Source organism: Streptomyces silvae, assembly GCF_016745505.1.
Classification (GTDB): domain Bacteria; phylum Actinomycetota; class Actinomycetes; order Streptomycetales; family Streptomycetaceae; genus Streptomyces; species Streptomyces silvae.
The window spans coordinates 1-24,868 of record NZ_JAERUC010000171.1 but is presented as its reverse complement, the minus strand read 5'-3'; the positions used below and the strand labels follow the sequence as shown (position 1 = coordinate 24,868).

The 24,868-nt window shown below is 70.9% G+C and carries 24 protein-coding genes; 18 read left to right on the top strand and 6 right to left on the bottom strand.

Annotated features, from left to right (window positions below):
- From JKV81_RS27085 to JKV81_RS27070, 4 genes are all read left to right on the top strand, one after another.
- The coding region (locus JKV81_RS27085) for a PD-(D/E)XK nuclease family protein (RefSeq protein ID WP_202078203.1) at positions 1 to 903 on the top strand (903 nt) is incomplete at its 5' end.
- Positions 904 to 913: 10 nt separating this feature from the next.
- Positions 914 to 2,308, top strand: a complete 1,395-nt coding sequence (locus JKV81_RS27080; protein WP_202078202.1) for a dipeptidase — start codon at positions 914 to 916, stop codon at positions 2,306 to 2,308.
- A gap of 44 nt (positions 2,309 to 2,352) precedes the next feature.
- Positions 2,353 to 3,297 carry an NAD(+) diphosphatase gene (gene nudC, locus JKV81_RS27075; RefSeq protein ID WP_202078200.1) on the top strand — a complete coding sequence of 315 codons (945 nt, stop codon included), beginning with the start codon at positions 2,353 to 2,355 and terminating at the stop codon, positions 3,295 to 3,297.
- 70 nt (positions 3,298 to 3,367) lie between these two features.
- Positions 3,368 to 4,192 (top strand): hypothetical protein, encoded by an 825-nt coding sequence (locus JKV81_RS27070; RefSeq protein WP_202078198.1) that lies wholly within the window; start codon positions 3,368 to 3,370, stop codon positions 4,190 to 4,192.
- Positions 4,193 to 4,263: 71 nt separating this feature from the next.
- On the opposite strand, the gene JKV81_RS27065 is transcribed toward JKV81_RS27070, so the two are convergent.
- Positions 4,264 to 4,506, bottom strand: coding sequence for a mycoredoxin (locus JKV81_RS27065; protein ID WP_014154194.1), 243 nt, complete (start codon positions 4,504 to 4,506; stop codon positions 4,264 to 4,266).
- Positions 4,507 to 4,691: 185 nt separating this feature from the next.
- Here JKV81_RS27065 and JKV81_RS27060 point away from each other — a divergent pair, with 185 nt between their 5' ends.
- The 5 genes from JKV81_RS27060 (at position 4,692) to JKV81_RS27040 (ending at position 8,667) form a co-directional block, all read left to right on the top strand.
- Complete coding sequence (locus JKV81_RS27060; protein WP_202078196.1) at positions 4,692 to 6,914, top strand: ATP-dependent DNA helicase UvrD2; 2,223 nt, start codon at positions 4,692 to 4,694, stop codon at positions 6,912 to 6,914.
- A 167-nt stretch (positions 6,915 to 7,081) separates the two neighbouring features.
- Complete coding sequence (locus JKV81_RS27055) at positions 7,082 to 7,408, top strand: hypothetical protein (protein WP_129265355.1); 327 nt, start codon at positions 7,082 to 7,084, stop codon at positions 7,406 to 7,408.
- A 169-nt stretch (positions 7,409 to 7,577) separates the two neighbouring features.
- Complete coding sequence (locus JKV81_RS27050) at positions 7,578 to 7,946, top strand: WhiB family transcriptional regulator (RefSeq protein WP_033298139.1); 369 nt, start codon at positions 7,578 to 7,580, stop codon at positions 7,944 to 7,946.
- A 17-nt stretch (positions 7,947 to 7,963) separates the two neighbouring features.
- Complete coding sequence (locus JKV81_RS27045) at positions 7,964 to 8,311, top strand: putative WhiB-interacting protein (RefSeq protein WP_236057870.1); 348 nt, start codon at positions 7,964 to 7,966, stop codon at positions 8,309 to 8,311.
- Between the two features lie 152 nt (positions 8,312 to 8,463).
- The gene (locus JKV81_RS27040; RefSeq protein ID WP_129265357.1) at positions 8,464 to 8,667 is read left to right on the top strand and encodes a hypothetical protein; all 204 of its coding nucleotides are present in this window, start codon (positions 8,464 to 8,466) and stop codon (positions 8,665 to 8,667) included.
- A 74-nt stretch (positions 8,668 to 8,741) separates the two neighbouring features.
- Here JKV81_RS27040 and JKV81_RS27035 read toward each other — a convergent pair whose 3' ends face one another.
- Together JKV81_RS27035 and JKV81_RS27030 are read right to left on the bottom strand one after the other, a co-directional pair.
- Positions 8,742 to 10,217, bottom strand: a complete 1,476-nt coding sequence (locus JKV81_RS27035; protein ID WP_129265358.1) for an ABC1 kinase family protein — start codon at positions 10,215 to 10,217, stop codon at positions 8,742 to 8,744.
- A 64-nt stretch (positions 10,218 to 10,281) separates the two neighbouring features.
- Complete coding sequence (locus JKV81_RS27030; RefSeq protein ID WP_202078194.1) at positions 10,282 to 11,427, bottom strand: ThiF family adenylyltransferase; 1,146 nt, start codon at positions 11,425 to 11,427, stop codon at positions 10,282 to 10,284.
- A 192-nt stretch (positions 11,428 to 11,619) separates the two neighbouring features.
- Between JKV81_RS27030 and JKV81_RS27025 the strand changes: the two genes are divergently transcribed.
- From JKV81_RS27025 to JKV81_RS27010, 4 genes are all read left to right on the top strand, one after another.
- Complete coding sequence (locus JKV81_RS27025) at positions 11,620 to 12,243, top strand: M48 metallopeptidase family protein (protein ID WP_129265360.1); 624 nt, start codon at positions 11,620 to 11,622, stop codon at positions 12,241 to 12,243.
- 106 nt (positions 12,244 to 12,349) lie between these two features.
- Positions 12,350 to 14,017 (top strand): TerD family protein, encoded by a 1,668-nt coding sequence (locus JKV81_RS27020; RefSeq protein ID WP_202078193.1) that lies wholly within the window; start codon positions 12,350 to 12,352, stop codon positions 14,015 to 14,017.
- Positions 14,018 to 14,028: 11 nt separating this feature from the next.
- A complete protein-coding gene (locus JKV81_RS27015; protein ID WP_129265362.1) occupies positions 14,029 to 14,709 on the top strand; it encodes an AIM24 family protein in 681 nt (226 codons plus the stop codon).
- A gap of 18 nt (positions 14,710 to 14,727) precedes the next feature.
- Positions 14,728 to 15,483 carry an AIM24 family protein gene (locus JKV81_RS27010; RefSeq protein ID WP_129265363.1) on the top strand — a complete coding sequence of 252 codons (756 nt, stop codon included), beginning with the start codon at positions 14,728 to 14,730 and terminating at the stop codon, positions 15,481 to 15,483.
- A 92-nt stretch (positions 15,484 to 15,575) separates the two neighbouring features.
- Here JKV81_RS27010 and JKV81_RS27005 read toward each other — a convergent pair whose 3' ends face one another.
- Both JKV81_RS27005 and JKV81_RS27000 read right to left on the bottom strand, forming a co-directional pair.
- Positions 15,576 to 16,124: an NUDIX hydrolase gene (locus JKV81_RS27005; protein ID WP_129265364.1), complete on the bottom strand. Its 549-nt coding sequence runs from the start codon at positions 16,122 to 16,124 to the stop codon at positions 15,576 to 15,578.
- Positions 16,121 to 17,596, bottom strand: a complete 1,476-nt coding sequence (locus JKV81_RS27000; protein ID WP_129265365.1) for a zinc-dependent metalloprotease — start codon at positions 17,594 to 17,596, stop codon at positions 16,121 to 16,123. The genes JKV81_RS27005 and JKV81_RS27000 overlap by 4 nt, the downstream gene beginning before the upstream one ends.
- A 191-nt stretch (positions 17,597 to 17,787) precedes the next feature.
- On the opposite strand from JKV81_RS27000, the gene JKV81_RS26995 reads away from it, so the two are divergent.
- The 4 genes from JKV81_RS26995 to JKV81_RS26980 all read left to right on the top strand — a co-directional run bounded on the left by JKV81_RS26995 (position 17,788) and on the right by JKV81_RS26980 (position 21,117).
- Positions 17,788 to 18,936: an SDR family oxidoreductase gene (locus JKV81_RS26995; protein ID WP_202078191.1), complete on the top strand. Its 1,149-nt coding sequence runs from the start codon at positions 17,788 to 17,790 to the stop codon at positions 18,934 to 18,936.
- A gap of 132 nt (positions 18,937 to 19,068) precedes the next feature.
- Entirely contained in the window at positions 19,069 to 19,530 is a 462-nt protein-coding gene (locus JKV81_RS26990; protein ID WP_202078189.1) for a molybdenum cofactor biosynthesis protein MoaE, read from the top strand.
- A gap of 127 nt (positions 19,531 to 19,657) precedes the next feature.
- Entirely contained in the window at positions 19,658 to 19,828 is a 171-nt protein-coding gene (locus tag JKV81_RS26985; RefSeq protein ID WP_014048224.1) for a hypothetical protein, read from the top strand.
- Positions 19,829 to 20,010: 182 nt separating this feature from the next.
- The gene (locus JKV81_RS26980; RefSeq protein ID WP_129265368.1) at positions 20,011 to 21,117 is read left to right on the top strand and encodes a YlbL family protein; all 1,107 of its coding nucleotides are present in this window, start codon (positions 20,011 to 20,013) and stop codon (positions 21,115 to 21,117) included.
- 21 nt (positions 21,118 to 21,138) lie between these two features.
- On the opposite strand, the gene JKV81_RS26975 is transcribed toward JKV81_RS26980, so the two are convergent.
- Positions 21,139 to 21,708, bottom strand: coding sequence for a PPA1309 family protein (locus JKV81_RS26975; RefSeq protein WP_236057865.1), 570 nt, complete (start codon positions 21,706 to 21,708; stop codon positions 21,139 to 21,141).
- Positions 21,709 to 21,835: 127 nt separating this feature from the next.
- Between JKV81_RS26975 and JKV81_RS26970 the strand changes: the two genes are divergently transcribed.
- On the top strand, positions 21,836 to 24,793 hold the full coding sequence (locus JKV81_RS26970) for a UPF0182 family membrane protein (protein WP_129267122.1): 2,958 nt from the start codon (positions 21,836 to 21,838) through the stop codon (positions 24,791 to 24,793).
- Positions 24,794 to 24,868 lie beyond the last annotated feature (75 nt).

Genomic DNA, 24,868 nt, shown 5'->3' with positions numbered 1-24,868 from the left:
CCGTACGAGGACGGCCCCGAGGAGCCTCCGTACGAGGACGAGATGCCGCCGTACGACGAGGCGGACGCCCCCTTCGACGACCCGTTCCCGGACGGCGGGCCCGTCGTGCCCGCCGGCGGCGCCCCGTCCGCGCCCGCGGCCGTCCTCCCGGAGGGCGCCACGCCCCACGTACCCGCCGCCCGCGCCGCGGCGGACGCGGACCTCACCCCGGAGGAGTCCCGCACCCTCGCCTCCTGGGACCGCGACCTCGACGCCCTCGCCGGTGAGCTGCGCCGTGCCCGCGCGGCCGTGCGCGACGTCGTCGTACCCGCCACGCTCTCCGCGACCCAGCTCCTGCACCTCGCCGACGACCCCGAGGGCTTCGCCCGTGAGCTCGCCCGCCCCATGCCGCGCCCCCCGCAGCCCGCCGCGCGCCGGGGGACCCGCTTCCACGCCTGGGTGGAGTCCCGCTTCGAGGAGCTCCCCCTGCCCATGCTGGGCCCCGACGAGCTTCCCGGGGGCGACGGGAGCGACGCGGAGATCGCCGACGAGCAGGACCTCGCCGAGCTCAAGGAAGCCTTCGAGCGCACGGCATACGCCCGGCGCACGCCGTACCGCGTCGAGACACCGTTCCAGATCACGCTCGGAGGGCGGGTGATCCGCGGCCGGATCGACGCGGTCTACCGCACGGGAGAGACGTACGAGATCGTCGACTGGAAGACCAGCAGGAACCGCACGGCCGACCCGCTCCAGCTCGCCGTCTACCGCCTGGCCTGGGCCGAACTGCACGGTCTGCCGCTGGAAGCGGTCACGGCGACCTTCCTGTACGTACGTACGGGGGAGACGTCCCGTCCCGCCGCGCTGCCGGGCAGGGAGGAGCTGGAGCGGCTCCTGCTGGACGAGCCACCTCCCGAGGGCCGATAGGCTCATAAGCATGAGCGACACCCCGGACAGCGCCGTCCGTACGTACACCGAACAGCACCGCGCAGCCTTCCTCGACGACCTCGCCGCGTGGCTGCGCATCCCGTCCGTATCGGCGCAGCCGGAGCACGTCGGGGACGTACGGCGCAGTGCCGAGTGGCTGTCCGCCAAGCTCGCGGAGACCGGGTTCCCGGTCACCGAGATCTGGGAGACGCCCGGGGCCCCGGCGGTCTTCGCCGAGTGGCCCTCCGAGGACCCGGGCGCGCCGGTCGTCCTGGTCTACGGCCACCACGACGTGCAGCCCGCGGCCCGCGAGGACGGCTGGAGCACCGACCCGTTCGAGCCGGTGATCCGCGACGGCAGGATGTACGGACGCGGCGCCGCCGACGACAAGGGCCAGGTGTTCTTCCACACACTCGGCGTCCGCGCCCACCTCGCCGCGACCGGCCGCACGACGCCCGCGGTGCACCTCAAGCTCCTCATCGAGGGCGAGGAGGAGTCGGGCTCGCCCCACTTCCGCGCGCTGGCCGAGGAGCGGGCCGCCCGCCTCGCCGCCGACGTCGTGATCGTCTCCGACACCGGCATGTGGGACGAGAACACCCCCACCGTCTGCACCGGTATGCGCGGTCTCGCGGAGTGCGAGATCGAGCTGAACGGCCCCGACCAGGACATCCACTCGGGCTCCTTCGGAGGCGCGGTGCCCAACCCCGCGACCGTCCTCGCCCGCCTCGTCGCCGCCCTCCACGACACGGAGGGCAGGGTCGCGGTCCCCGGCTTCTACGACGGCGTCACCGAACTCACCGAGGCCGAGCGGGCCCTCTTCGCCGAGCTGCCCTTCGACGAGGACACCTGGCTGCGGACCGCCGGCTCGTACGCCACCGCGGGCGAGGCCGGCTACTCCACCCTGGAGCGCGTCTGGGCCCGCCCCACCGCCGAGGTCAACGGCATCGGCGGCGGCTACCAGGGGGCGGGCAGCAAGACCGTCATCCCCTCGTCGGCGCTGGTGAAGCTGAGCTTCCGGCTGGTCGCGGGCCAGGACCCGGAGCGGATCCAGGAAGCGGTCCGCAGCTGGGCCGAGGACCGGATCCCGGCCGGCATCCGGCACCGGATCACGTTCAGTCCCGCCACCCGCCCCTGTCTGACGCCCCTGGACCACCCCGCCCTCCAGGCGGTGGCCCGCGCCATGGGACGGGCCTTCGGGACGAAGATCCTCTTCACCCGCGAAGGAGGCTCGGGACCCGCCGCCGACCTGCAGGACGTGCTCGGCGCACCCGTCCTCTTCCTGGGCATCTCCGTACCGTCCGACGGCTGGCACGGCCCCGACGAGAAGGTCGAGCTCGGCCTCCTCCTCAAGGGCGTCGAGACCACCGCCCATCTGTGGGGCGAGCTGGCCGACGCACTCCGCTGAATCTCTGAACGCCCGATCCACCCCCGGGGGAGTAGGAAGCACCTGTGAGCACCTTCGACAACGCCACCGCCCATCCGATCGGTTTCACCGCGCCCAGCGGCATCGACCGCGCCGCCCACCACCGGCTCGACGAGGCCTGGCTCGCCGCGGCCTGGAGCCACCCGACGACCAGGGTCTTCGTCGTATCCGGGGGCCAGGCGCTCGTCGACGACACCCCCGACGGCGGCACCGAACTCGTCATGACGCCCGCCTTCGAGGCGCCCGTCACCGAGACCCACCGCTACTTCCTGGGCACCGACGAGGACGGCGTACGTTACTTCGCCCTCCAGAAGGACTCCCTCCCGGGCCGCATGGACCAGTCCGCGCGCCCCGCCGGTCTGCGCGAGGCCGGAATGCTCCTCGGTCCGCGCGACGCCGGGCTGATGGTGCACGCGGTGGCTCTGGAGAACTGGCAGCGGCTGCACCGCTTCTGCTCACGCTGCGGCGAGCGCACCGTCATCGCGGCGGCCGGGCACATCCGCCGCTGCCAGGCCTGCGGCGCGGAGCACTACCCGCGCACCGACCCCGCGGTGATCATGCTGGTCACGGACGACCAGGACCGCGCCCTGCTGGGGCGCCAGGTCCACTGGCCCGAGGGCCGCTTCTCCACCCTCGCCGGATTCGTCGAGCCGGGGGAGTCGATCGAGCAGTCCGTGGCCCGCGAGGTGTTCGAGGAGGCGGGAGTCGTCGTCGGCGAGGTCGAGTACATCGCCAGCCAGCCCTGGCCGTTCCCCTCCAGCCTGATGCTCGGCTTCATGGCACGCGCCACGTCCTCCGAGATCAACGTCGACGGCGAGGAGATCGAGGAGGCCCGCTGGTTCTCCCGCGAGGAGCTGACGGCCGCCTTCGACTCGGGAGAGGTCCTGCCCCCGTTCGGCGTCTCCATCGCGGCGCGTCTCATCGAGCTCTGGTACGGCAAGCCGCTCCCGAGGCCGGGCAGCGTCGGCTGAGGGTACGGGCCCGGCGGTACGGGCGCCCTGGTGCGCCCGTGCACGGGAGGGGTCGGTAGAGTCCGCGCCCATGCCCGAACCGAGCGTCCGTCACGACGCGATCATCGACGCCATCATGGCCAACGCCGGCCGTTCGACCCTGCCCTTCCAACAGGCGCACGCCGACCGGTGGCACGGGACGGCGTTCTGGTTCAACGACCTGCTCGACTCCGCGCCCGGCTCCGAGGTCATCAGCCAGTACCTCGTGACGGCGGCCGGGACGACGCGCTACGACCTGGGCGAGCTGACGCTGCGCCCTGAGCTGTGCGAGCCGGGGATGAGCGCCGAGAAGCTCCTCATGACGGACTTCGCCGAGGGGTGGACCGTCCTCGGTGACCTGGGCGTCGCCGTGATGCCCACGGCCGGCCTGCACGCTCATGGCAGGCGCAAGGGCTGGAGCTGGGCGACCGACGAGATCACCGACGGACTGGCCGCGCGCCACGAGGACATCGCCGGGATCGGCTCCGAGCCCCGGCCCGCCTACCTCCTGGGCCACGACGTGGGCGAGCAGGACGGGGCGAGGCTGCAGGCCGTCGTCGTGGGCCGGGTGGCACGCGACGCCGACGGCTATGTCCACTGGGACTCCACCGTGCCCGAGGGGTGCGCCGGTGCTCCGGTCTTCGTGGGGGAGGAGCTCGGGGACGACCGGTTCCGGCTGGTCTGCGTCGGACTCGTCCTGCCCGGCGCCCAGCGGAACCGGATCGCGACCTTCGACCGCATCAGGACCGCGATACGGGAATCGGGGGCGGGGCGGGGGACGGAACCGGTGACGTCACTGCTGGCGGAGCCGGAGCCGGAGCCGGAAGCGGGAAAGCGTCCGGGCCGGTGGTGGCGCAGGAAGCCTCGCGCGCACTGATACGGAGCGGCCGCCCGGGGAACGCGCGAAGGCCCCGGGCAGCTGCCCGGGGCCTTCGCGTCGCACGTGAATCAGGCGCCGATCTTCTGCTTGACCTGGGCCAGCGAGGGGTTGGTCAGCGTGGAACCGTCGGGGAACAGCACCGTCGGGACCGTCTGGTTTCCGCCGTTCGCCTTCTCGACGAAGGCCGCGGAGTCCGGGTCGTGCTCGATGTTGACCTCGGTGTACGCGATGCCTTCGCGGTCCATCTGCCCCTTGAGCCGGCGGCAGTAGCCGCACCACGTGGTGCTGTACATCGTCACAGTGCCCGGCATGTCGTCGGCGCTCCTTCGTTTGTCCGTCTCGCTGAATGAGGAGCCGCACGCATGCGCACGGTCCCGCATGGAGGGAACGTACGGAACCTGACGGCCATTCCCCACGGTCTCCCGCCGGTATGACGAACGGCACCCCCTGTGGACAACCGCCGCTGCGGCCCCTCGCGACCTGGCAGCATGGCAGGGTGACAGCAGCAACGCATTCCACCCTCTTCCCCCAGGTCCCCGACACTGCGGACGCCGTGCTCGACGGGCTCGACCCGGAGCAGCGCGAGGTCGCGCTGGCCCTCGGCGGACCCGTGTGCGTGCTGGCCGGAGCGGGGACGGGCAAGACGCGGGCGATCACGCACCGCATCGCCTACGGGGTGCGTGCCGGGATCCTCCAGCCGACGACCGTGCTCGCCGTCACCTTCACCAACCGGGCCGCCGGGGAGATGCGGGGCCGGCTCCGTCAGCTCGGCGCGACCGGCGTCCAGGCCCGGACGTTCCACTCCGCCGCCCTGCGCCAGCTCCAGTACTTCTGGCCGAAAGCAGTCGGTGGCGAGCTCCCGCGTCTGGTGGAGCGCAAGGTCCAGCTGGTCGCCGAGGCCGCCGCCCGCTGCGGGGTCCGGCTCGACCGCAACGAGCTGCGGGACGCCACCAGCGAGATCGAGTGGGCCAAGGTCACCCAGACCGTCCCCGCCGACTACCCGGCCGCCGTCGCCAAGACCCAGCGTGACGTCCCGCGCGACCCGGCCGAGCTCTCCCAGATCTACGCGATGTACGAGCAGCTGAAGCGCGACCGCTCGGTGATCGACTTCGAGGACGTGCTGCTGCTCACCGTCGGCATCCTCCAGGACCGCCATGACATCGCCGAGCACGTGCGCCGTCAGTACCAGCACTTCGTCGTCGACGAGTACCAGGACGTCAGCCCGCTCCAGCAGCGGCTCCTCGACCTGTGGCTCGGTGACCGGGACGACCTCTGTGTCGTCGGCGACGCCGGTCAGACGATCTACTCCTTCACCGGGGCCACCCCCGACCACCTGCTGAACTTCCGCACCCGCCACCCGGACGCGACCGTGGTCAAGCTGGTCCGTGACTACCGCTCCACACCCCAGGTCGTCCACCTGGCCAACGGCCTGCTGAGCCAGGCCCGGGGCAGGGCGGCCGAACACCGGCTGGAGCTGGTCTCGCAGCGCGACAAGGGACCCGAGCCCGTCTACACGGAGTACACGGACGAGCCGGCGGAGGCCGAGGGCACCGCACGCCGGATCCGCGACCTGATCGCCGCAGGCGTCCCTGCCGGTGAGATCGCCGTGCTCTATCGCGTCAACTCCCAGTCCGAGGTCTACGAGCAGGCCCTGGCGGACGCGGGCGTGCCCTACCAGCTCCGCGGCGCCGAGCGCTTCTTCGACCGGCCCGAGGTGCGGGAGGCGGGCGTCGCCCTGCGCGGCGCCGCCCGGGCGGGGGGCAACGACTCGCTGCTCGACGGCGCCGACGACCTCCCTTCCGAGGTGCGGGCCGTGCTCTCCACCAAGGGGTGGACCTCGAAGCCGCCCGCCGGATCGGGAGCGGTACGGGACCGCTGGGAGTCCCTCGCCGCCCTGGTGCGGCTGGCCGAGGACTTCGAGCAGGCCAAGCCGGGCGCGACGCTCTCCGATCTGGTGGCCGAGCTCGACGAGCGCGCCGCGGCCCAGCACGCGCCCACGGTCCAGGGCGTCACCCTGGCGTCGCTGCACTCGGCGAAGGGCCTGGAATGGGACGCCGCGTTCCTGGTCGGGCTGACCGAGGGCATGATGCCGATCGCCTACGCCAAGACGGACGAACAGGTCGAGGAGGAGCGCCGGCTGCTCTACGTCGGTGTCACCCGGGCCCGCTTCCACCTCTCGTTGTCCTGGGCGCTGTCCCGGTCGCCGGGCGGCCGGGGGAACCGCCGGGCGACCCGCTTCCTCAACGGGCTGCGGCCCGGCTCGGCAGCGCTCGGCACGCGGGGCGGCGCCGGAGGAGGCGGCGGCATCGACCGGGGCTCCCGTACGGGCACGGGCGGCGCCGGGGCGGAGAGGCCGGCTCGGGCCGCCCGGCGGGGCCCGGTGCGGTGCAGGGTGTGCGGCAAGACGCTGACCGAGGCCGGCGAGATGAAACTGATGCGCTGCGAGGACTGCCCCTCGGACATGGACGAGGGGCTGTACGAGCGGCTGCGCGAGTGGCGCGCGGACCGGGCGAAGGAGATCAGCCAGCCCGCGTACTGCGTCTTCACCGACAAGACCCTGATGGCGATCGCCGAGGCGGCGCCCGACAGCGAGGGCGAGCTCGTCGTCATCGCCGGTGTCGGCAACCGGAAGCTGACCAGGTTCGGGGCGGACGTACTGGCCATCTGCGCAGGCCGGACGGTGGGTCAGGAGCCTGGAGGGGGCGAGGACGGCGTGTGAGAAAAACTCGTCGAAAAAATAGTTTGCGCCCGCAGCAGCAATCACCATAGGTTCTTAACCACGGGAACAGCGACTTCTCTGACGCCCTGACTCCGTGCTGTACTTATCCGAATACCGCAGGATCGGCCCCGGCCGGTCCCTTGAGACGCCGAGAGGAGGCGATTGTCGTGATCAGCATCATCAACACCATCAAAATGACCGATCCGTCGGTCGTCTCCACCTGCTCGCTCGGCCTCACCCGCTCCTCCGCGCTCTCTCTTCGTGGCACCGGTGTGTCCGGCGTCTCCCTGGTCAGCCCGCTGTCCCTGGCGAGCCTGCCCGTGCGAGAGCGCAATGAGCGACCGACCGGGGCACCGGCAGCAGCAGTAGCGAAGGGACAGGCCTCGGCCTATGCCTTTGCGGCAGCCGCAGCCGGTGCCGGAGCCAAGAAGCAGACGCAGCACCACACGATGTGGGCCTTCCGTGGGCCTGAACCCTGGAGTGATCCAGCCTGATCCGATCAGGCCGGCGCCTTCAGGGCCGCGGAACCCCACTCGGGATCCGCGGCCCTTTTGTTTTGTCCGAACGGATGAGACGAGACGAAGGAGCCTCGGGACAGCAGGACCTGGTACCAGCCGCCAACCGGCCAACAGGCCGGCACGACCAGACGAGGACAACGCCACCGTGCAACTCGAGACGCACGCCCCGTCCGTACCGCCTTCCGACACGATCTCCCCGCCCGGCCTCACGGAGGACTCCACCTTGATCCCCCTCACCGCGCTCACCGCGCTCGACGACGCCATCGAGAACCTCGGCGTACCCGTCCCCTGCCGTTCCTACGACCCGGAGGTCTTCTTCGCCGAGTCCCCGGCCGACGTCGAGTACGCCAAGTCCCTCTGCCGTACCTGTCCGCTGGTCGAGGCCTGTCTCGCCGGAGCCAAGGAGCGGCGCGAGCCGTGGGGCGTCTGGGGTGGCGAGCTCTTCGTCCAGGGCGTCGTCGTGGCCCGCAAGCGGCCCCGTGGCCGTCCGCGTAAGAACCCGGTCGCGGCGTGACCGCCGGCCTGGGGGTCATGGCCCCCACACGAACGAAGCGCATCGGCACCATCGACCGTCCCCAGACTCATGACCCCCGGAATCAGGCACCAATGACCGTCACCACGAGCACCACGAAGGAGCCCGTCGGCTCCGCGACCCCGGACGTCACCATCATCGGCGCGAACGACTCGCGCCAGAACAGGACCCGCGAGATGCAACTCATCCCAGAAGCCCTGGCCCGTGCGCATATGCACGACCGCCTGAGGGAGGCCGAGGAGGGACGTCAGGCAGTGCGCCTGATGGCCGCCCGGCGGATGCAGCGCCGTGCGGAGCGTGCCTCGATGCGCGCCCGCCGCGCGCTGGCCATGGCCGTCATGCACTGACAGCTCACCAGCAGTACGCCGCACCACGGCTGCCGGGCCACCGCTCGGCCTCCGGGCAGCCACCCTCCCCATCAGCGGGGCCGGTCCGAACGGGCCGGCCCCGCAGTGCGTCGCGGCGCGCGCCGCCCGGCCCGCGGCGTTATCGTCGCGAGGTGGACGAGGAGACCCATCACCCTGCGGAACCGGGCGCCGGCCGGTTGGTGTGCGCCCGCTGCGGCGCCGCAGCGGAGTCGGACCCGCCACCTCTGACGTGGCTCTGCACCGTGGAGAACGGTGAGCGCCGGTACGTCTGCGAGCACTGCGCCCGCACCCACCTCCGGGCGATCGAGAGCAGACTCGACTCCGCCTGGTGGTGAACCGGGGCAGGAGGAAGAGACCTCATCGGGGAGGAGAAGGGACGGCCGGGGAGGAGAGAGGCCGGACCGGTCCCCTACACCTCGACCGCCGCACCTTCCTCGGCGCTGTTCTCGGCGCTGTCCTCGTCGGGCTCGTACTCCGGGAGGAACCCCGGCAGCCAGGACTCCAGTTCGTCGCGCAGCCGGACCGTCGCGCCCAGCTGGCACAGCACCCCGATCGTGCTCAGCGTCACGCGGTGTATCAGCAGGTACGCCGGCGGCAGATTCAGCTGCTTCCCCAACTGATGGGCCGGTGAGCGCGGATCGGCGATACGGGCGGCCTGGCTCCGCAGCCAGGAGCGGGTGAAGGTGAACTCGTCCGCCTGGGCCGGCTCGATGATGGGCAGCAGATAGCCGAGCACCGCGTCCGGTTCGAGATCGATGGACTCCTTGACGAAGCCGTCCTCGCGCAGCATGGCGTAGACGGCGTCGGCGTCCCCGTCCAGCGTCATCCGCAGGGCGTCGCCGATCGTCCGCGGCAGACCACCCGGAAGCCGGTCCACCGTGCCGAAGTCGAGCACCCCGAGGCGCCACGGCTTCCCGTCCGCCTCCTCACCCGCGTCCGCACCCTCGTGCTCACCCTCGGCGGAGCCGTCTCCGTCGAGCTCCTGCGCATCCCCGGTGGCCTCATCCGCCGGGGGCAGCAGCCGGAAGTTGCCCGGGTGGGGGTCGGCGTGCAGCAGGCCGGTGCGCGCCGGCCCCGAGAACAGGAAGCGTGCCAGCAACTGGCCCGCCCGATCCCGCTGTTCCGGTGTGCCGTCGGCGATCACCTCCGACAGCGGGATCCCGTCGATCCACTCCGTGACCAGCACCTGCTCGGACTGGTGGACCACGGCCGGGATCACCACGTCCGGGTCCGCCTCGAACTCGGCGGCGTGCTCCTGCTGGGCACGGGCCTCCAGCTCGTAGTCCAGCTCCTCGGACACCCGGTCGCGCATCTCCGCGATGAGCGGCTTGATGTCCATCCCGGGGACCAGGGGACCCAGCAGCCGTGCGAAGCGGCTGAGTTGGGTGAGGTCCGACAGCAACGCCTCACCCGCGCCCGGGTACTGCACCTTCACCGCGACATCGCGCCCGTCGTGCCACACGGCCCGGTGGACCTGCCCGATCGAGGCCGCGGCGGAGGGCCGGTCCTCGAACTCGGTGAACAGCTCCCGCCAGTCCTCGCCGAGCCGCTCCGCCAGCACCCCGTGGACCGTGTGGGTCGGCATGGGAGGCGCCGCCTCCTGGAGCTTGGTCAGCGCCGCCCGGTAGGGGCCCGCCACATCCTCGGGGAGCGCGGACTCGAAGACGGACAGCGCCTGTCCGAGCTTCATCGCACCGCCCTTCAGCTCGCCGAGGACCTTGAACAGCTGGTCCGCCGTGCGCTGCTGGACCTCCCGGGCGACGATCTCGGCGGACTTCCCGCCGATCCGCTTGCCCAGCCCCCACGTGGCACGGCCGGCGAAGCCGAGCGGCAGCGCTGCCAGCTTCGCGGTACGGGTGACCGCCTTCCGGGGAAGATCAGACATGTGCCCCTCCAGTTCCCAGACTGCCGTGCGGCGTGGACATCCGGCTCCGCTCCGTCGGCGGCGGTCACCCGGCCATTGTGTCCTGCGTGGCCCCGGCCGCGGGGGTGAGCTCCACCTCAGTGTGCCCGGCGGCTCCACAGGTGCAGTCGCGGTGGGGTCCCAGCCGCTCCGACCGCCAGTCCAGCATCGGCATGGCGGCCTCCCAGCGGGCCCCCGTACTCGCGGGCAGCTCCCCGTCGAGAAAGGACAGCGCATGGGCCGCCGCGAGACCCGCCACCGCGGTCGCCAGACCCAGATCGCAGGCCTGCACACAGGTGCGCCGCCCGGACCGCCACTGCGCGAGCATCCGCGGCCACTGGGGATCCCTGTCGGTGCGGTGCAACGCCAGACAGCCGGCGCAGCCCGTGCCCCCGGGCAGCACCAACGGCCCCACCACTCCGGTGGCTTCGATCACTCCGGCGTAGAGATGGGGCGTACCCGAAGCGATCCAGGGCGCGGCGATGTCCGGATCGGGGACGTACACGGAGAGCCCGTCCCTGGGGGCCACGACGATCAGGGACAGGGCGGGTTCACCACGGGGAGGAGCATCGGCCGTCCCGCCGGGCCGGGGAGGCCCGCCGACCGCCGACCTGCGCACCAGCTGCCGGGCCGCCGTGTCCCGGCGCTCCCCGACCGAGGAGGCCGGGAGCCCGCCCGGCGCGACGTCCCAGGGCTCCGTGCGGCCCCCGTCGAGCACCTCGACATGGCCCACGCCCGACCCGGACAGCACCGCCGCGACCGCTGCGCCGACCCGGCCCGCTCCGCGCACCTGGACCCGCATCGCGCGTCGGGCGGCAAGCCTCCGCAGCCCGCCGCCCGGCGTCGGATGGACGACCGAGAGCGCCGCCGCGTCGGGACGCTGCCGTTCGAGGGTCTCGGCCCGCCGGCGTAAGGCGTCGGCCTCGGGACCGCCCGCATCCGGATCGTCCAGCAGACCGGCCTCCGTGAGACGCGATACGAGAATGTCCACGTGACGGTCCGACAGATCCAGAGCTCTCGCCTCTTCACGGAGGAGGGGGAGTCCGCGTGTTCCGTCGAGCAGTTCCAGAAAGCTGCCGGTGGCGATATCCATCGGCCCCAGCGTTACCGCGTGTGCGGGCGTCACTCCGAATTGCACGGTGTTCTGTCCGCGCCATGCCCGGCGGAGTGCGGGCTTCAGCATCGGGTGCATGACTTCTCCCAGGTCGGTGTCGGATCTGTTGCGCCGTTCCGTTGCCAGAATGCAACGTGGCGGCGAAACGGGCCGAAAGTTATCCACAGGCTGGGGCATTAGTCGTTCAAATGGTGCAAGCCGAGAAGTGGATCAACACGGGACCGCCGAGGGGGCGGGACTTCCCGCACCGCCAGCGGGTAACGTCGTGGCGTGCCCGCCGACCCCTCTCCCGGTCTCGCCGGGGAGACCCCTGCGCGCAGCGCCGTACGCAAGCAGCGCAGCCCAGCCGCTCAGCAGCCCCGCGCATCGGTGACGAGCGCCGTCGAGGTCCGCAGGAGCACCCGGCGCAGCAGAACGGTCTCCGCGTACCGGGAGGGCGATCGCACCATCGTGCTCATCCCGGCCCGGATGTCGGAGGCCGAGGAGCAGCGCTGGGTCGGCGTGATGCTGGACAAGCTCGCCGCGCAGGAGAGCAGACGCGTCATCGGTGACAGCGAGCTCGCCGACCGGGCGGAGCGGCTCTCCGGCCAGTACCTCGAAGGCCGGGCGCGGCCCGCCTCCGTGCGATGGGTGACCAATCAGAACACCCGCTGGGGCTCCTGCACCCCGGCCGAGGGCAGCATCCGTCTCTCGCACCGTCTGCAGGGGATGCCGGAGTACGTCGTCGACTACGTCCTCCTCCACGAGCTGGCCCATCTGCTGGTCCCGGGCCACGGGCCGCGCTTCTGGCGGCTCCTGGAGTCGTACCCGCGTACCGAGCGTGCGCGGGGCTACCTCGAAGGGGTCGTGGCGGCCGACCGGCTTCCGCATCTGCCCGCCGCCCGCGAAGAGTGACATCGCCGATTCTGTACCGGGTCTGTACCGGCTTGGCTCGATGTCGTGGTTTGCGGTTAGCCTGACGCGACGCATTCACCTTCGGGATGGGGGACGGTCGTTACGCATGGCCAGGGAATTTCAGCGAGGCCACAAGGCCAAGATCAGTGATCTCACGTCAGGGACGGATCTGTACGTAGGTGTGCAGATCGCGGGCCCCGGCCTGACGTTCGACATCAGCTGCTTCGGTCTCGACGCCAACGAGCAGCTCTCCGACGACCGGTATTTCATCTTCTTCAACCAGCCGAAATCGCCGGAGGAGTCCATTCAGCTTCTCGGCGCCCAGGCCGGTGACACCGAATCGTTCCGCGTCACCCTCGATCGCATTCCGGCGAACATCCACAAGCTGTCCTTCACCGCGACGCTCGACGGTGCCGGGCAGATGTCGCAGGTCGGCCCCGGATACATCCGGATCGTGGCGGGCGGCGAGGAAGTGGTGAAGTACGCCTTCACCGGTTCGGAGTTCACCACCGAGCGCGCGGTCATGCTCGGCGACTTCTATCTCAAGGACGTCTGGCGGTTCGCCGCCGTCGGCCAGGGCTTCGACGGCGGACTCGAAGCACTGCTCAAGAACTTCGGCGGGGAGGTCGCCGAGGAGGAGGCCCCCGCCGCGCCCCCGCAGGGCGCCGCCCCCTCGTTCGCGCCGCCCGCCCAGGCGGCGGCGCCTCCGGCCTTCGGTGCTCCGGCCGCCCCCCAGGCGCCGCAGCCCGCACCGGCGTTCGGCGCTCCGCCGGCACCCGCTCCCGTGCCGCAGCAGCCGATCCACGCCGCGCCGACCATCGCGGCACCGATGGCACCGGCTCCGGCGCCGCACGCGCCGGCACCCGCGCCCGCCCCGTACGGACAGCCGCCGCAGCAGCCGCAGTTCGGCCAGGTCCCCGGCCAGAGCGCCCCGCCCGCCGCTCCGCCCTACGGCCAGCAGGCCCCGCCCTTCGCCCAGCAGCCCCCGGGCGCTCCGCCGTTCGGCCAGCAGCCTCCCGGCGCACCGCCCTTCGGGCAGCAGCCCCCGGGCCAGTTCGGTCAGCAGCCCCCGGGCATGCCGCAGGGCGTGCCCCAGGGCGTCCCCGCGGGCGGCGCAGGCCTGCAGGCCGCCCTGTCGCCGTACAAGGAGACGGCCACCGGGCAGCGCTGGACCTCGCAGAACCAGCAGCTCATGCGCGTCGACCTCACGATGGGCGGCACTCCGGTGCTGGCCCGCCAGGGCAGCATGGTGATGTACCAGGGCAAGGTCGACTTCGGCTACAAGGGCGCCGGCTTCGCGGGCCGCGTGGTCGGCAACGCGACGGGCCAGGAGATGCAGCTGATGCGCTGTACCGGCCGTGGCCAGGTCTTCCTCGCCGAGGAGGGATCGCATCTGCATCCCATCGAACTGCAGGGTGACGGCATCTGCGTCTCCGCGGAGAGCGTCCTCGCGTTCGACGAGTCCCTGCAGTACGAGGTCCGCAGGATCGAAGGGCACGGGATCCCCGGCGGCGCCCTGTTCACCATGCAGTTCCAGGGCACCGGCACCGTCGTCATCAAGACCCACGGTGTGCCGGTCGTCCTGCCGGTCACACCGACCACCTTCGCCGACTGCAACGCGGTGGTGGCCTGGTCGTCCGCGTCCCAGGTGATCATCTCCAGCCAGGTCCGGCTGCGCCGCAACGCGTACCCGGGGCACAGCGGGGAGACCGTGAACCTCCAGTTCCGGGGAGCCCCCGGGAACTTCATCGTCGTCCAGCCCTACGAGGTCTGAGGGAGCCCGTCATGAACCAGCAGCTCGCGGGCTTCGCCCCGACCCCCGTCACGGCCCGCATGGAGAACCACGGCCACACGATGCTCAAGGTCGCCATGGCCACCGGCCAGGACCTCTACGCACGTACCGGCTCGATGGTGGCCTACGAGGGCTTCATCCAGTACGAACCCAACCCGCCCGCCGTCCGCCAGATCGCGTCCCAGTGGATCACCGGTGAGGGCGCACCCCTGATGAAGTGCGCCGGCGACGGACTGCTCTACCTCGCCGACTACGGCGCCGACGTCGTCGTCATCAATCTCAACAACGACGCGCTCTCGGTCAACGGGACCAACCTCCTGGCGTTCGACGCACACCTCACCTGGGGTGTGGAGCGGGTCAAGGGACTGGCGAAGTTCGCCGGCCAGGGCCTGTGGAACGTCGCGGTCCAGGGCACCGGGTGGGTCGCCATCACCTCGCGCGGCACACCGATCGTCGTCGACTGCGGCCGGGGAGAGGACGAGACCTACGTCGACCCCGACGCCCTCGTCGCGTGGTCCCCGAACCTCAAGGTGAAGGGCAAGCGCAGCTTCAAGGCGGGCTCGCTCATCGGGCGGGGCAGCGGAGAGGCCTACCAGATGGCCTTCTCGGGCCAGGGGATCGTCGTCGTGCAGCCGAGCGAGGACAGTACCGACCGCCTGCGGATCCGGAACTGAGCGGGGGAACCACACATCATGCAGAGTCCGCTTTTCAGCCACACCGAACAGCAGTCGCAGGACCGCTACACCGTGCAGAACCCGCAGCTCCTGCGGGTCTCGCTGACCGGCCACGACGACGTCCTCGCCCGTAAGGGCGCCATGGTCGCCTACCAGGGGCTCATGGAGTTCGACGGGGAGTACCAGTCGCAGGGCCAGCGCCGCGCCCGGAGGAACACGGGGGAGGGCCTCGACCTCATGCGCTGCTCCGGTCAGGGCACGGTCTACCTGGCCAACCTCGCCCAGTACATCCACGTGGTGGACATCGACCACGAGGGCATGACGGTCGACAGCGCGTACGTCCTGGCGCTGGACTCCTCGCTGCACACCGAGGTCATCGCGGTGGACAGCCAGTACGGGATCTCCGGCACCGGCAAGTACCAGCTCAACATCACCGGGAACGGCAAGGTCGCGCTGATGACCTCGGGCCAGCCGCTGATGATGCAGGTCACCCCCGAGAAGTACGTCAACGCCGACGCCGACGCGATCGTCGCCTGGTCGAGCGGGCTGAGGGTGCAGATGCAGGCCCAGACCCACTCCTCGGGCGTCTTCCGGCGCCGCGGCAACACGGGGGAGGGCTGGGAGCTGAGCTTCCTCGGCCAGGGCTTCGCCCTCGTCCAGCCGAGCGAGGTCCTGCCGCCGCAGAACGCGCAGATCGGGCAGGGGGCCGCGGCGCAGTTCGGTATGGGACAGCACGGCGCGCACGGCCAGAACCAGAACAACTCCTGGAACTGAGCCGTACGGCCCGGCCGGGTGCCGGCTGACCGGTGCCTGCCACCGGCGCCGGAGATGAGGGGCGGTCCCCGTGGGGGCCGCCCCTCAGTCGGTCACAGTGTGGCGTGCTCCAGCCGTGCGCGGGTGCTCTCCAGCAGCCGTACGACCGAGGTGTCCGCCACGCCCGCCACCTCGTCGTAGGGGAACCAGCGCAGATCGAGGGACTCGCCGCTGATCCGCTCCACCGCCCCGGGTGACGCCGTCGCCGCGTACTGCACGTCGAGGTGCCAGTGGCAGGGCGCCGGGATGGGGTGCCGGTCCAGCCGCACTGGGCCGCCGGGCAGCAGGGTGAGCCCCGGGATCCCCGACTCCTCCGTGGCCTCGCGCAGGGCGGCCGCCGCCAGGGTGGTGTCCTCGGGCTCGCAGTGCCCGCCCATCTGCAGCCACATCCGCAGCTTTCTGTGCAGGGTCAGCAGGACCCTGCCGCGCTCCGGGTCGATCACCAGGGCGCTGGCCGTCAGATGACCGGCCCCGCACGCCTTCCACATGCCGTCGGGATGCCCGGCCAGGTGGTCCAGGTACGCCAGGCGCAGCTCGGCCTGGCCGGCGTCGCCCCCGTCGTAGCCGTCGAGCACCGCGACGGCGTCGTCATGCAGGCTCACGCGCCGGAGCCGTCCTTGCCGTCGCTCTTCGGGTCGTCGTCGCCGGACTCGTCCTGCCCCGGCTCCTGACCCGCTTCCTTGTCCGGTTCCCCGGCGGCGGGCTTCTGCGGGCCCTTCGCCGCCTCGCCGAGCATCTTGTCCAGCTCGGAGAAGTCCAGCTGCTCGTGGTGGACGAAGCCGTCCGGGTCGTCCAGGTCCTGGGCGGTCGGCAGCATGTCCGGGTGCTCCCACAGACCGTCGCGGCCGTCGACGCCCCGGGCGTCCGTGAGCGAGGCCCACAGCCGGGAGGCGTCCCGCAGCCGGCGCGGCCGCAGCTGGAGCCCGATGAGGGTGGCGAAGGTCTGCTCGGCCGGACCGCCGGACGCACGGCGCCTGCGCATCGTCTCGCGCAGCGCGTCCGCCGAGGTCAGCCGGGACTTCGCGGCCTCGTGCACCACCGCGTCCACCCAGCCCTCGACGAGAGCGAGAGCGGTCTCCAGACGGGCCAGCGACGCCTTCTGCTCCGGGGTGTCCTCCGGCTGGAACATGCCCTGCTGAAGCGCGTCCTGCAGCTGCTCGGGCTGCGACGGGTCGAACTGCCCGACGACGTCCTCGAGCTTGCTGGTGTCGACCTTGATGCCGCGCGCGTACGCCTCGACCGCGCCGAACAGATGCGAGCGCAGCCACGGGACGTGGGCGAAGAGCCGCTGGTGGGCCGCCTCGCGCAGCGCCAGGTACAGCCGGACCTCGTCCTGCGGAACGCTCAGGTCCTTGCCGAAGCGCTCGACGTTCAGCGGGAGCAGCGCGGCCTTGCCGGCCGGTGCCAGCGGGAGGCCGATGTCGGTCGAGCCGACGACCTCACCGGCGAGCGTGCCCACGGCCTGGCCGATCTGCTGGCCGAACATGGCACCGCCCATGGACCGCATCATGCCGATCAGCGGGCCGGCCATGGCCTGCATCTCCTCCGGCAGGACATCGCCCATGGCCAGGCCGACACGCTCGGCCACCGGGTCCACCAGCTGCTGCCAGGCGGGCAGGGACGCCTCGACCCACTCGGCGCGGCTCCACGCCACAGTCGACACGGAACCCGAGGGCAGTGACGTCACGCCGTCCAGCCACAGGTCGGCGAGACGCAGCGCCTCGTCGACGGAGGACCGCTCGGCGGGTCCGACGCTGGCGTCCTTGCTGCCGTCCGTCGTGCCCTGCGACACGGTCTGGCGGGCGATCTGCTTGGCCATGTCCCAGTTGACCGGGCCGCCCTCGTAGCTCAGCATCTGGCCGAGCTGCTGGAAGGCCGCACCCAGGTCGTTCGGGTTCATGGAGCCGAACATCGCCGCGAACGGGTTGTCCCCGCCCGCGCCTGGCCCGAAGCCGAACGGGTTCGCCGGCCCGCCCGAGCCCTGCCCACCACCGGTGGGGTCCTTCTTCTTGCCTTCGTCGCCGTCTTCCGGCTCCTCCGGCGGAAGGCCGAATCCGAATGGGGTGTCACTCACGGGTTTCCTCGGCTCGTAGGGCCGCCGGCTCGAACCGACGGCGACTGCCCGACATCACCATCCAGCGTAGACACCGAAGACCGCTTGGGCCCTCGGTGCTCCGCCGGCTCCCGGCCTGCGGCAGGATGGACGCCACCTGGTACGTACGCGTCATTCGGGTACGTACTGAAGACAACCGCTGGAGACGCCCGGTGAGTTCCCCAGATCCGCAGGTTCGCGCAGCGCGAAACCTGGCCGACCCCTCGCCCGAAAGCATGCCCACGAAAAATTCTTCCCGCAGCCGGAACAAGGGCCCCGTCGTCGCGGTCACCGGCGCCGCGACCGGCGTCGGTGAGCTGCTCACCGCCCATCTCGCCGCATCCGACGAGATCAAGCAGGTCATCGCCATCGACGAGCGCCGGGGGGACGTCTCCGGGGCGACCTGGCACATCCTGGACGTACGGGATCCCGCCATCGCCGAGAAGCTGCGCGGCGCGGACGTCGTCGTCCACATGGCGCTCGACCTCGACCTGGAGACCGACCCCGCCGCCCGTACCGCGTACAACGTGCGCGGTACGCAGACCGTGCTGACCGCGGCGGCGGCCGTCGGCGTCCACCGGGTGGTGCTGTGCACCTCGGCGATGGTCTACGGCGCCCTGCCCGACAACGACATCCCCCTCTCCGAGGACGCGGAACTGCGCGCCACGGCGGAGGCCACCGGCGTGGGCGACCTGCTGGAGATCGAACGGCTCGGCCGCCGCGCCCCCCGCGCCCACCCCGGCCTCAACGTCACGGTCGTGCGCCCCACGGTGCTGGTCGGCGGTACGGACACGGCGCTCACCCGGTACTTCGAGTCGCCCAGGCTCCTGGTCGTCGCCGGCTCCCGCCCGGCCTGGCAGTTCTGCCACGTCGACGACCTGGTCAGCGCCCTGGAGTACGCGGCGCTCGAAAAGATCGAGGGCGAGTTCGCGGTGGGCTGCGACGGCTGGCTCGAACAGGAGGAGGTGGAGGAGCTCTCCGGGGTACGCCGCATGGAGCTGCCGTCCGCCGTCGCCCTCGGCGCCGCGGCCCGGCTGCACCGCATCGGCCTCACCCCCTCGCCGGCGGGCGACCTCGCCTACACGATGCACCCCTGGGTGGTCAGTGTGAGCAGGCTCCACGACGTGGGATGGCGCCCGCGGTGGACCAACGAGGAGGTCCTGGCGGCGCTCCTCGAAGAGGTGGAGGGACGCCACACCGTCGCGGGCCGGCGGCTCGGCCGCAAGGACGCCACCGCAGCGGGAGCCGCGGGGGCGACCGTCGCCCTGCTCGGCACGGCGGCACTGGTCCGGCGGGCCCGCAAGGCGCGCCGGCGCTTCTAGGCGCACGACGGGCGGCCGTCCCGCCCGGCAGAGGCCCCGGCGCCCGTCTGGTAGGAGGCTCCAAGCCGGCCGGCACGCCACCGGTCGAAACCGCTATTCCGGGATGCGCGTCCCGTGCGGCACGATGGCCCCATGGCACGCACCCACAACCACCCCGGCGAACAGGCCTCCCAGGACCCGATCCGGCTCCTGGACATCCGTGACACACCGCTGTCCGTCGACGAGGTCTTCCGCGCGGTCGGGGACGACGCCGCGGGAGGCATGGCGCTCTTCGTCGGCACGGTGCGCAACCACGACGACGGGCAGGACGTCGGCTCCCTCGGGTACTCCTGCCATCCGACGGCCGTCGACGAGCTCCGCAGGGTGGCCGAGAAGGTGGTCGCGGAGTTCCCGGTGCGGGCGCTGGCCGCCGTCCACCGGGTGGGTGAACTGGATGTGGGCGATCTGGCGGTGGTCGTCGGCGTCTCCTGCGCCCATCGGGGTGAGGCCTTCGAGGCCTGCCGCAAGCTGATCGACGACCTCAAGCACGAGGTCCCGATCTGGAAGCACCAGCGTTTCTCCGACGGCACGGAGGAGTGGGTCGGCGCCTGCTGAACGCAAACCGCCCCAGGGGGCATCAGCCCCGATTTGCGTAACCCCACCCCTGCCGTGAGCGTTGGTCCTGCAGGTCGTTAATCTTCTGATCGTCAGTTGCGGTCGCTCATGGGGTAGGGAGGTCGTGATGGCAGCACTCGCCTGGCTGTTGATTCCGCTTATAGCTGCTCTTGGCGCAGCGATATGGGGAGGGTGGGCAGCCCGCAATCGAACGACCGGCGATGTCACCGAACTCGCCGGCTACGCCAGGTTCCGTGAAGCGATGGAGAAATCGCACTCCGGTTCCGAGGCCGTCTGAGACTCCGCAGCTGTACGCAGTTGCCAATTCCGCACCGCACCCGCTCCCCGTAGGCGCACTCCGCGCAGCGAGCGAACCAGTGGTGCCCCTCGGTCCTCCGGGATCCGTTTCCCACTCCGCCGTCCGCCCGTACGGACCGGCCCCGACGGTGCACTGACAGGCCGTTCCCGTACTGTCGTTCCATGCCACGCCGCACCGCGACGATGCTCGCCTCCACCCTCATCCTCATCGCGCTGCTCTGCGCAGGCGTGCTGATCCGCGTGCCGTATGCGGAGATGTCCCCGGGCCCGACGGTGAACACGCTCGGCGACGCCCGTGGTGAGCCCGTCCTGCACATCAGCGGGCACAAGACGTATCCGACGTCCGGGAACCTCAACATGACGACGGTGCGCGTCACCGGTGCGGACTACGACATGAACATCGTCGAGGCCGTCTACGGATGGCTGGCCCACGACAGCGTGGTCGTGCCCCACGACACCCTCTACCCGGACGGCAAGACCGAGGAGGAGTCGACGCAGGAGAACGCCGAGGAGTTCAGCCAGTCCCAGGAGAGCGCGAAGGTCGCCGCCCTGGAGGAGCTGAAGATCCCCGTCACCTCCCGCGTGGTGGTCTCCACGGTCGTCAAGGACAGCGCCGCCGAGGGCGTGCTGCACGCGGGCGACGTGATCGAGGCGGTCGACGGCACGGCGGTCGAGCAGCCGGAGGACGTCGCGAAGCTCGTCACGAAGCACAAGCCCGGCGAGGACGTCGTCTTCACGGTCATCCCGGCGAAGACCGCGGCAGCGGCGGAGAAGGCGGGCAAGGAGCCCAAGGGCTCCCGGGACATCACGCTCACCACCCGCAAGGGGCCCCCGGACCCCGCGAAGCCCTCCGAGGACCGGGCGATCGTGGGCATCCAGGCGGGGACGGACCACACGTTCCCGTTCGAGATCGACATCAAGCTGGCCGACGTCGGCGGCCCGAGTGCGGGGCTGATGTTCTCGCTCGGCATCATCGACAAGCTGACGCCCGACAAGCTGACGGGCGGCAAGTTCATCGCCGGCACCGGCACCATCGACGACCACGGCAAGGTCGGCCCCATCGGCGGGATCAACATGAAGCTGGTCGGCGCGCGCGACGCGGGCGCCCAGTACTTCCTGACGCCGGACGACAACTGCTCCGCCGCGGCGTCCGACACCCCGAGCGGCCTCACCCTGGTGCGGGTGAAGACCCTCGACGACGCCAAGAAGTCCCTGGAGAAGATCCGGGCGGGGGACACGGCCGGCCTGCCGAGCTGCTCGAAGGGCTGAGGCCGGCCCCCGCCGGAGGCGTCAGGACTCGAAGGTGGCCGCGAGGGCCTCGGCGAGCCCCGGCACGAGCCCCGCACCGGTCAGGACCTCGGTGGGGGAGTCCTTCTCCCGCAGGCGCACGGCGGAGTCCCGCGCCCCGTCCCGCAGCACCGCCACGGTCATCCGGACCTCCTGCCGGTCGGGGTGCTCGGCGACCCACTTGGTCAGCTGGGCGTCGGACAGGCCTTCCGGTACGGACGCCTCCGCCGAAGGCGGCAGCATCAGCCGCTCGACGGTCATGGCGCAGCCGACCACGGCGTCGGGCCAGGCGATCGTGGCGAGGAATTCGTCCAGCGCGGTGCCGGCGGGGAGCTCCTCCTGCTCCACAGGGGTGAGGGTGGCGGTCGTGGAAGCGGTGTCGTCGAGGCCGAGCTGGGCGGCGAGGCCCGGCTCGTGGGCGCGCAGCCGGGCGGTGTCGACGAGGGCGAACAGCCTGGCCGGCTGGTCCCAGCCGAGACCTGCGGCGTAGGCGTCGATCTCGAGGACGGCGACGGTGAGTGGGCTCGCGGCCATCGGGGGGCCTGAGGGGGAAACGTTGGGCATGCTCAACATCCTGCCTCCTTCTGCCCCGGGAACGGGAACTAGGTAAAGCCTCAGTAAGTTGCATAGGTGGGCTCTACGATCGCTGGGCCCGCTCCACACGACCGCGAACTTCGAGGTGCGCACGTTGGCTTTCCAGATGCCGGACCGCGGCGGAGGCCCGACCGGGCCACGGATCAGAGTCGGCCGCCCGTCCCGGCGCGTCCGTACCCTGCTCATGACATTGGGTGTCCTGGCGGTCCTCGCCATGGCCTTCGTCATGTTCGCCGGGTTCTGGACGGACTGGCTCTGGTACAGGTCGGTCGCGTATTCGTCCGTCTTCACCACCACCCTGTGGACCAAGATCGGACTGTTCCTCGTCTTCGGACTGCTGATGGCCCTCGCCATCGGCCTGAACATCTGGCTCGCGCACCGGCTCCGGCCGCCGCTGAGCGCGATGTCGCTGGAGCAGCAGAGCCTTGACCGCTACCGGATGAGCGTCGCCCCGTACAAGAAGTGGGTGCTGCTCGCGGTCACCGCGCTGGTGGGGCTCATCGCCGGAGCCTCCGCGTCGGGCCAGTGGCGTACGTGGCTGATGTACGTCAACGGCGTGTCGTTCGGGCAGAAGGACCCCCAGTTCAAGCTGGACGTCTCCTTCTACGCGTTCGACCTGCCGTGGTACCGCTTCCTGCTCGGCTTCGGCTTCGCCGCTGTGGTGCTGTCGCTGATCGCGGCGGCGGTGACCCACTACCTCTACGGCGGACTGCGGATCACGAGCCCCGGCGCTCGCGCCACGGGCGCGGCCACCGGCCATCTCTCCGTGCTGCTCGGCGTCTTCGTCACGCTGAAGGCCGTGGCGTACTGGCTCGACCGGTACGGCCTGGCCGTGAAGTCCAGCGACTTCAAGGCCACGGACAACTGGACCGGCCTGCGGTACGTCGACGCCAACGCCTATCTCCCGGCGAAGACGATCCTCTTCTGCATCGCCGTCATCTGCGCCGTGCTGTTCTTCGCGACGCTCTGGCGCCGCACCTGGCAGCTCCCGGTGATCGGCTTCGGCCTGATGGTGCTCTCGGCGATCCTGATCGGCGGGCTCTACCCGGCGATCGTGCAGAAGTTCCAGGTCCAGCCGAACGAGCAGGCCAAGGAAGCGCCGTTCATCCAGAAGAACATCGATGCGACGCGCGACGCCTACGACATCGACGACGCGAAGGTCGACGACTACGCGGGCACCAGCACGACCGATGACAGCGCCAAGCTGAGGGCGAGCGCCGACTCCGCCGCCAGCTACCGCGTGATGGACCCGAACGTCGTCTCGCCGGCGTTCCAGCAGCTCCAGCAGAAGAGGAACTACTACCAGTTCCCCAAGACGCTGGACGTCGACCGCTACAAGGGCGAGGACGGCAAGGAGCAGGACACCGTCATCGGCCTGCGCGAGCTGAACCTCCAGGGCCTCCCCAAGAGGAACTGGATCAACGACCACTTCACGTACACCCACGGCTACGGCGTCATCGCGGCCCGGGGCACCACGACGGGCACCAACCCGACGGGATCCCCGGACTTCACGGAGTCGGGCCTGCCCACCACGGGCGAGCTGGGCAAGTACGAGCAGCGGATCTACTACGGCGAGAAGACCGAGCAGTACTCCATCGTCGGCGGGCCCCAGAAGGAGCTCGACTACGAGGAGGACGGCGAGAAGACCACCAGTTACAAGGGCGACAGCGGGGTCAGCCTCGGCAACGCCTTCAACCGGGCTGCCTACGCGGTCTCCTTCAGCGAGCCGCAGATCCTGTACTCGGGAGCCATCGGCGACGGCTCGCGGATCCTCTACAACCGCACGCCCAAGGAGCGCGTCGAGGCGGTCGCACCCTGGCTGACCATCGACGGCGACGCCTACCCGGCGGTCGTCGACGGCCGCATCCAGTGGATCGTCGACGCGTACACCACGACCAACGGTTATCCGTACGCCTCGCGTACGACGCTCGGTGACACCACGGCCGACTCGCTGACCACCAACCAGCGCGCGGTCGTCGCCCAGCAGAACCAGGTCAACTACATCCGGAACTCCGTGAAGGCCACCGTCGACGCGTACGACGGCAAGGTCAAGCTCTACGAGTGGGACACCGAGGACCCGGTGCTCAAGACGTGGCGCAAGGCGTTCCCGGGGACGGTGGAGCCGCGGGCGGACATCCCCAAGGAGCTCATGGACCACCTGCGTTACCCGCAGGACCTGTTCAAGGTCCAGCGTGAGCTGCTGACGCGGTACCACGTGGAGAACCCCGCGCAGTTCTACAGCGGCAGTGACGCCTGGCAGGTGCCGGACGACCCCACCAACAAGGAACCGGGGTCCGTTCCGCCGTACTACCTGAGCATGAAGATGCCGGACCAGGACACCCAGAAGTTCTCCCTGACCACGACGTTCACCCCGAAGGGGCGCCCCAACCTGGGGGCGTTCATGGCGGTGGACGCGGACGCGGCCAGCAAGGACTACGGCACGATCAGACTCCTGAGAGTCACCAGTACGGTCAAGGGCCCGGGCCAGGTGCAGAGTGAGCTCAACGGCAACGACGACGTCGCCGAGTTCGTGAGAAACCTGAAGGGCACCGACTCGGACATCGAGTACGGGAACCTCCTGACGGTGCCGCTCGACGGAGGCTTCCTCTACATCGAACCGGTGTACACGCGCGGTGGCACGCAGAACTATCCGCTGCTGCGCAAGGTCGCCGCCTCGTACGGGTCGAAGATCGTCTTCGAGAACAGTCTCGGCGAGGCACTGAACGCGGTCTTCGGGGTCGAGGGCGATACCACGACACCGCCCACCGAACCCGACGAGCCACCGGGTGACACCACGGAGCCGCCGGCCACCGGTGACGCGGCGCTGAAGAAGGCCATCGCGGACGCCCAGAAGGCGTACACGGCGGGAGAGACGGCCCTCAAGGAGCAGGACTGGGAGGCCTACGGCAAGGCCCAGAAGGACCTGCAGGCGGCCCTGGAGCGGGCGGCGGCGGCTCAGCCCAAGGCAGGCGGCTCCTCCGACTCCTCGGGTTCCTCGGGCGCGTCGGACTCCTCGGGAACTGAGGGCGCGACGAAGCCGGAAGGCGACGACCAGGGCAGTTGAGAAAAGGTCCACCCCGCGTCGTGGTACGGTTTGAACACAACGACGCGGGGTGGAGCAGCTCGGTAGCTCGCTGGG

Bases quoted from the DNA above. Each gene is read 5' to 3' on its own strand.
- JKV81_RS27030 (WP_202078194.1), bottom strand. From the start codon at position 11,427: ATGCACCCGATGCTGAAGCCCGCACTCCGCCGGGCATGGCGCGGACAG.
- JKV81_RS27070 (WP_202078198.1), top strand. From the start codon at position 3,368: ATGCCCGAACCGAGCGTCCGTCACGACGCGATCATCGACGCCATCATG.
- JKV81_RS26980 (WP_129265368.1), top strand. From the start codon at position 20,011: ATGCCACGCCGCACCGCGACGATGCTCGCCTCCACCCTCATCCTCATC.
- JKV81_RS26970 (WP_129267122.1), top strand. From the start codon at position 21,836: ATGCCGGACCGCGGCGGAGGCCCGACCGGGCCACGGATCAGAGTCGGC.
- JKV81_RS27065 (WP_014154194.1), bottom strand. From the start codon at position 4,506: ATGCCGGGCACTGTGACGATGTACAGCACCACGTGGTGCGGCTACTGC.
- JKV81_RS26990 (WP_202078189.1), top strand. From the start codon at position 19,069: ATGGCACGCACCCACAACCACCCCGGCGAACAGGCCTCCCAGGACCCG.
- JKV81_RS27010 (WP_129265363.1), top strand. From the start codon at position 14,728: ATGCAGAGTCCGCTTTTCAGCCACACCGAACAGCAGTCGCAGGACCGC.
- JKV81_RS27045 (WP_236057870.1), top strand. From the start codon at position 7,964: ATGGCCCCCACACGAACGAAGCGCATCGGCACCATCGACCGTCCCCAG.
- JKV81_RS27015 (WP_129265362.1), top strand. From the start codon at position 14,029: ATGAACCAGCAGCTCGCGGGCTTCGCCCCGACCCCCGTCACGGCCCGC.
- JKV81_RS27035 (WP_129265358.1), bottom strand. From the start codon at position 10,217: ATGTCTGATCTTCCCCGGAAGGCGGTCACCCGTACCGCGAAGCTGGCA.
- JKV81_RS27080 (WP_202078202.1), top strand. From the start codon at position 914: ATGAGCGACACCCCGGACAGCGCCGTCCGTACGTACACCGAACAGCAC.
- JKV81_RS26975 (WP_236057865.1), bottom strand. From the start codon at position 21,708: ATGTTGAGCATGCCCAACGTTTCCCCCTCAGGCCCCCCGATGGCCGCG.
- JKV81_RS27020 (WP_202078193.1), top strand. From the start codon at position 12,350: ATGGCCAGGGAATTTCAGCGAGGCCACAAGGCCAAGATCAGTGATCTC.
- JKV81_RS26985 (WP_014048224.1), top strand. From the start codon at position 19,658: ATGGCAGCACTCGCCTGGCTGTTGATTCCGCTTATAGCTGCTCTTGGC.